At 40.2% G+C, this 6,345-nt stretch carries 3 protein-coding genes and 4 pseudogenes; 4 read left to right on the top strand and 3 right to left on the bottom strand.

Annotated elements, in window-relative coordinates; genetic code table 11:
* Positions 1-196 precede the first annotated feature (196 nt).
* Both QUA88_RS28955 and QUA88_RS28950 read right to left on the bottom strand, forming a co-directional pair.
* Positions 197-544 carry a hypothetical protein gene (locus QUA88_RS28955; RefSeq protein WP_333058577.1) on the bottom strand — a complete coding sequence of 116 codons (348 nt, stop codon included), beginning with the start codon at positions 542-544 and terminating at the stop codon, positions 197-199.
* 212 nt (positions 545-756) lie between these two features.
* Positions 757-1,639, bottom strand: a pseudogene (locus tag QUA88_RS28950) (IS4 family transposase); the annotation flags it as partial.
* Positions 1,640-1,834: 195 nt separating this feature from the next.
* Between QUA88_RS28950 and QUA88_RS28945 the strand changes: the two are divergent.
* Both QUA88_RS28945 and QUA88_RS28940 read left to right on the top strand, forming a co-directional pair.
* A pseudogene (locus tag QUA88_RS28945) lies at positions 1,835-3,495 on the top strand (IS1634 family transposase).
* Positions 3,496-3,756: 261 nt separating this feature from the next.
* Positions 3,757-4,460, top strand: a pseudogene (locus QUA88_RS28940) (IS1 family transposase).
* A 13-nt stretch (positions 4,461-4,473) separates the two neighbouring features.
* Here QUA88_RS28940 and QUA88_RS28935 read toward each other — a convergent pair.
* Positions 4,474-4,773 (bottom strand): annotated as a pseudogene (locus QUA88_RS28935) (IS4 family transposase); the annotation flags it as partial.
* Positions 4,774-4,932: 159 nt separating this feature from the next.
* On the opposite strand from QUA88_RS28935, the gene QUA88_RS28930 reads away from it, so the two are divergent.
* Positions 4,933-5,145: a hypothetical protein gene (locus QUA88_RS28930; protein ID WP_333058578.1), complete on the top strand. Its 213-nt coding sequence runs from the start codon at positions 4,933-4,935 to the stop codon at positions 5,143-5,145.
* A 141-nt stretch (positions 5,146-5,286) separates the two neighbouring features.
* Entirely contained in the window at positions 5,287-5,865 is a 579-nt protein-coding gene (locus QUA88_RS28925; RefSeq protein ID WP_333212828.1) for an IS66 family transposase, read from the top strand.
* Positions 5,866-6,345 lie beyond the last annotated feature (480 nt).

Here is a 6,345-nt window from a genome sequence, read left to right as displayed (position 1 = left end):
TAAGAATTGTTTTATAAAAAACAAATCATGCACAAATATGATTTTCTGTCAACTTAATTTAGATGCGTTTACCCTGCTTTTATCCCCGCTTTACTTTGTTAGTTGCTACCTAGCAAAATAGGGGATATGCTTTTACCGCTGCACTTGCGGACTAGGACTAGGGACTTGTGAATCCTGCACCTAGATGTATAATCAGTTACACTAACCAGAGGGTTAGGCTAATCGTCCTTGGATATTCTTTATCCATTTGGATTAAACGAGTCGCACTCCACGCAATTGTACTGTACCCCTGTCCAATAATTACGCCTTTGTGATATTCATGGGTTCTGTCTTGTAATGTTTTGGCATCTCGTCTCCCCCATGCAGTGTGGTCGATTGCCACTAATATGTGTTCCTTTGGGGGTGCTTCTTTCTGTAATTGCTCCAGATACAGCAGCATCAGTTTTTTTCGGTCTGGTCTACAGTCTTGTAAAGCTTCATAGATGCCGAGGCGTTTGACGCTTAAATAATGGATTGAGTGAAAATTCCGCGAGAGATGACGCATTCGGAGTGGTCATCACTGCATCCATCAGCTCGAATGTGGCATCCTTGGCTTTCACTAATAACTCGTATGCTGCTTGACGGAATTCCTTTAATCGTTCACTGTTCATTTAGGGAGTGGATAGGTTTTCTTTTTCACCCTTATTCTCTCCCGGCGCGGTGGCTCTAGTTCTTCTGAAAGCCACCGCTCTCATCTTTGGTTAGTCTAAACTACAGATTTTCAGGCGCAGCAAAATACTCTCGCGGATCGGTTGCCTTACCTTGTTGGCGGGCTACATAAAAATGGTAAAGACCCCGGTAAATCATCTCTAACAAAATCGAATCTATTGGTAAAGAGAGTTGGTCAGCAACGGCATCACCTAAATCGACAAAGATTGCATAAAATATCCAACTCCCCCAAATTTGAAGCTGAATCCCGTTAAGAGAACCCGTCCACAAATAACTTAATCACAACAGCCTTTTTACGGTATTAAAAGCCTCTTCAATTCTCCAGCGCCTGCGATATAAATCTGCCACAACGTAGGGTGGTAATACATGAGGATCTAGTACGCTTGTCAAATAAGAATGCCAAGCTTTACCCGAACGAATTTCAATCAGTCGTAAGGTAATAAATGGTGTTTTTGCTGTTCCTGAACCCAAACGTACCAGACTATATTTCAGGTCGTAACTTTTGGTAAATACTTGCTGTACTTGAATTGCTGCTCCTTTTTTTAAGCGCGTAACTAAGTGGATATCTCTTTCAATTAATCTGAGCCAAAAGCTAAAATGATCAAATCCCCTATCCAGTAATAGTAAAGTATTTGCTGGTACTAATTGCAGGATATTTTCTTCAATCTTAACATCAGAAGCTTGCTTAGTTTTCCCGAAACCAAATATCAACAGGAAGCCTGGTCATTAAATCTATGACTGTTGCCATCTTTCCTGCCAACTGCCCTTTTGGTATATCTTCCAGGCTTTTGAGCTTGCAAAACAATGCTTCGAGCGTTGAACTATCTACTATCCAAATACTCGAAAATTTGGTCAAGGCAAATTTAATGCTTTCTGGTAAAGGTCGTTGATTTCTCTGGTACCAAGCAGTTCTTAAACTTGGTAATAAATTTGGCGTTGCTGAGTTAGAGTATGAATAGGAGGAATAATTTATGCAATGCCCAGAATGTAACCCACATTCCGCAGGTCTTTAAATAGAATTGATGGTTATAAAATTTAAAAATTCAAGCCTGAAGTGATTACCCAGTAATCACTTCAGGCTTTTTTGAGATACAATGAACGAATGAGGAGCCAAGAGGAAAAAACCATGAATGAGCATCAAGAAGCCATAAAAGTCCTAAATTTAGACCATTTAGGAATAGTAGCAGGGATAATAGACGAGATGGAATTAGTAGAAGAAGTCAATAAAATAGTAGGAATAACAACCCAAGAAATGCTCAGCCCAGGACAAGTCATGAAAGCAATGATTTTGAATGGACTAGGCTTTTTAAGCGCCCCATTATACATATTCGAGGAATTTTTTGTAGGAAAAGCAACATCACATCTAATCGGAAAGGGAATACTACCCGAACATCTAAACGACGATAGACTGGGAAGAGCTCTCGACAAATATTATCAAGTGGAACAAAACTCTTCACAACAATCGCCATGAAAGCCGCCCATAAATTCCAAGTAAAAATGAACAGCATCCATTTAGATGGAAGTTCAATGTATGTACAAGGAGAATATAAAACCCAAGTTAAAAACAGCGACCAAACAGAAAAAGAACCCGGACCAGAAACATCAGAAATGAAACCAATAGAAATAGTTCACGGATATTCCAGAGACCATCGACCAGACCTGAAACAATTTATCATAGACATGATTGTAACAGGAGACGGAGACATACCACTATATCTAAAAATAGATTCAGGAAACATCGACGACAAAAGCGTATTCGTATCAAGACTAAAAGAATTCAAAAAACAGTGGACATTTGAAGGAATCTGCGTAGCAGACAGCGCCTTATACACCAGGGAAAACCTATCAGCAATGACAGGAATCAAATGGATAACAAGAGTCCCATTAAGCATAAAATCAGCCCAAGAGCAAATCGTAGACATCCAAGAAAGCGAATGGCAATCAAGCTCAAAAAAAGGATATAAGATAGCCGAAAGAGCTAGCGAATATGGAAACATAAAACAAAGATGGTTAGTCATAGAAAGTGAACTCAGGAAACAAGCAAGCATCAAACAAATAGACAAACAAGTAAACAAACAACAATCAAGGGCCCAAGCCGCACTACGCAAGCTTTACCGGCAAAAATTTGCCTGCGTTGCCGACGCAGAAACCGCCATAAAAAATCTATCAGACACATGGAAATATCACCAGATTACCGAAATTGAATGTCAAGAAAAAAGCCATAAAAAACAAAAAACACCAGCCAAAAAAGCTAGTGATATAGACACAATAGCCTATCAAATAATCGGTAAAATAGAAACGAGACCCGAAATAATATCCGCCGAAAAAATTAAAACAGGGAGATTTATACTGGCAACAAACATTTTAGATAAAAACGAAATAACCAACCAGCAGATATTAGAAGAATACAAAGACCAACAAAGTAACGAAAGAGGATTTAGATTTTTAAAAGACCCATTATTTTTCACATCAAGCGTCTTCGTGAAAAAAACCGAGAGAGTAGAAGCAATTGCCATGATAATGGGAGTATGTTTATTAGTATATAATCTCGCCCAAAGAAAGTTGAGACAAGAATTAGAATCAGCCAATGCCAGCATCAGAAACCAGGTCAAGAAAATGACAAATAAACCGACAATGCGGTGGGTATTTCAGATGTTTCAAGCCGTACATTTAGTCAACCTCAATGGAGCCGAACAAATAAGCAACTTAACAAAGGAACGTCGGGAGATATTAAATTATTTAGGAAAGGTTTGCGGTCAATATTATTTAATAGTTGAAGATGGGTAACTCGGAAAACAAACCGGAAAATATTGTTAAATAAATTCAAATTGTTGGCAACAGAACACTCATGTTGCCGGAATTGTGATGTCTTATTTAGGGAGAATGAGTTCAGATATTGCCTAATGAATATATTAGGCAATATCTGTGAATTCCAATTTCTTATATTTCGCCAAAATCGCAAAAAAATGATACTAAAATTAGAAAAGGTAGGCACAGATATTTTTCCTACAGTGAAGGTATGAAAATCCTTAGTCATCAAAGCCAGAACTGCGGAATGTGGGATGTAAATCAACCCATATCCGTAAAAACGGCAATAAAAAAGGAAAACAGAATCACATTTGTGTCCAATGTGGTCGTCAATTCCTCAATCAGTATGAACCCCAGCGAGGTTATAGCGAGGCCATCAAACGTGATTGCCTAAAAATGTATGTCAATGGTATGGGTTTACGTGCGATAGAACGAGTTAAGGGTGTTCATCATACCGAGCGTAATAAATTGGGTAAAACAAGTCGGAAAACTGTTGCCAGATGTTTATGACCCTGAAGTCATCCCAGAAGTTGGTGAACTCGATGAATTACAAACTTATGTAAAAAAAAACAGACAGGATATGGTTGTGGACAGCGGTTGACCACTTTCAACCAGGAATTTTAGGATGGGTATTAGGGGATCATAGCGCTAAGACATTTGAACCATTATGGGAGAAAGTAAGTGCATGGAAATGCTATTTTTATGTAACTGATGGATGGTCTGTATATCCCATGTTTATTCCTGATGGGGATCAGATTATTAGCAAGACTTATATGACCAGAGTAGAAGGGGAAAATACCAGACTAAGACATTATTTGGCTCGGCTACATCGTAAGACTCTTTGTTATTCTAAATGTGAGGAAATGCTCAAGCATTCTATTAAGTTATTAATACATTACTTGAAGTTTGACGATATTCCCATTCCTGGGGCATTCATACCTTGATTCAGCAACGCCATAAATTTTTGAAGACTCCTTCAAATAATGTGGCAGGAAAACTTAAAAATCTTTGAGACATTGCTTGTTGAGTGACTGTTGTGGGTCGGCACCGCAAAAAACCCGCTCTTGCCAACATTCTTGTGAGTTCTGTTACTCCAGCTACGTCTCGCCACAGCAAAGTTAATACTGCTGCTACCATCAACGGTAAGTTGAGAATTCTCCCTCGCAAACCCAGTTGACGGTAGTAATTTTCTTGTGAGGTAATGGCCGGTGTTAGTAATGCCGATAGTTGTGAGGCAATCTCCTCGTCTTCCACCATCGGCCTTGTGGTTTTTTTGGCATGGTCACGGTTGGTTTTTTGACTTTTAGCCATATTTACTGACCTACACAATCGCTCAATTATTTGTCAATTATATCCTTCGGTCTCCCCAAGGTGGTGCAACTATTATGCTTGCCCCGACGCTGCCGTGCTGGGGATATGCAACTATTATTGATCGTCCGCCATTATTATCGATCGTCCGCCATTATTATCGATCGCCCACCATTATTATCCATCGCCCACCATTATTATCCATCGCCCGCCACTATTATCCATCGCCCACCATTATTATCCATCGCCCGCCACTATTATCCATCGCCCACCATTATTATCGATCGCGATGCAACGCCAATCGAGCACACAACTTATTAATAATGATAATCGCGATCGGGTGAGAGAGTCCGCCGCAGGCGGACTCTCTCACTCTTCCCCTATTTGATTATCATTATCATTTAATAATATTTCTATCCCAAGAGGTATTGACAAAATCTACTCCCTTTTAACTTGTTACCAATGCCCGATATCTGGGTGTCAGATTTATTTAGCGCTCAAAAAAATCACCCCGCACCACAATGGCAAGTGTGTTTGGCTCATCAATTGCGGGATTGCCAATATGCGATTGACGCTGGGGACAGGATTTTTGCCCCAGCGATGAAGAGATTATTATTAAGAGCTTTTATCATCCATCGACGACGAGAAAAAATCGACGATGCCAGACTCAAGCGATACCGAGAAAATTTACAGGAAAGATTAACCGGGATTTTAAATTTAGCGCTACATGATCCGGATGGTATCCGGTTACGAAAACGTTACGGTGGGCTGATGGACAATTTATTTCTATTTCTGGAAGAGGCGGGGATTCCACCAACGAATAATAGTAGTGAACAGGCGATTCGGATGAGCGTGATATTTCGCCGTGTGACCAATGGCTTCCGTTCTTCATGGGGGCGAGATTTGTTTGCTGCTGTTCGTTCAGTTGTTAATACTGGCAACCGTCATGGCTTGACGGCTTATCAATCTATTCAACAAGCTCTCTCTACTGATGGCTCCCTTTTTTCCCTAGTTGAGCAATTACCCTTGGTCATTCTTTAACGTTATATGCTTGCTATGCAAGCATTATAACGTATTTTCACCGTATTTTTTGTTTAAGTCCCGCTAAAAAGTCATTACAAAGCGTGTCGGTAGCTTCTTTGAATGGTGAATTTATCTCAAAATATACTCACCACTGATGAACAGTGTTCAATAAGATGCGTTCCCCCTGGGAACTCCCCTTAGCCTCTGAACTACTTTAGGCTAGTAGCACTAAGTACATTTGTGATCTGCATTCCGGTTGTTTCATGGCTTACTTGACCGTGACCGGACTCTTATGGAGTCTTTTACATAGGGGTAGAGGGTGTGAATCCTCTAAGGAAGAGGGCTCTCCAGACTAAACGACCATTTATTTCAAGTCGCGCACGGGCATTCACCGTGATTCACGTTTCAACGAATCGCACTTCTTATACCCATGCGGGGGAAATAGTCCGCCCCAAAGCCGTATTTGGGCCGAAAAAAAGACCCCATAGTTAAAAGAGG

The sequence above is a fragment of the Microcoleus sp. D3_18_C2 genome (genome assembly GCF_036702395.1).
Classification (GTDB): domain Bacteria; phylum Cyanobacteriota; class Cyanobacteriia; order Cyanobacteriales; family Microcoleaceae; genus Microcoleus.
This window is presented reverse-complemented; position numbering and strand designations above follow the sequence as displayed.

Bases quoted from the DNA above. Each gene is read 5' to 3' on its own strand.
- QUA88_RS28955 (WP_333058577.1), bottom strand. From the start codon at position 544: ATGCGTCATCTCTCGCGGAATTTTCACTCAATCCATTATTTAAGCGTC.
- QUA88_RS28930 (WP_333058578.1), top strand. From the start codon at position 4,933: ATGCAACTATTATTGATCGTCCGCCATTATTATCGATCGTCCGCCATT.
- QUA88_RS28925 (WP_333212828.1), top strand. From the start codon at position 5,287: ATGCCCGATATCTGGGTGTCAGATTTATTTAGCGCTCAAAAAAATCAC.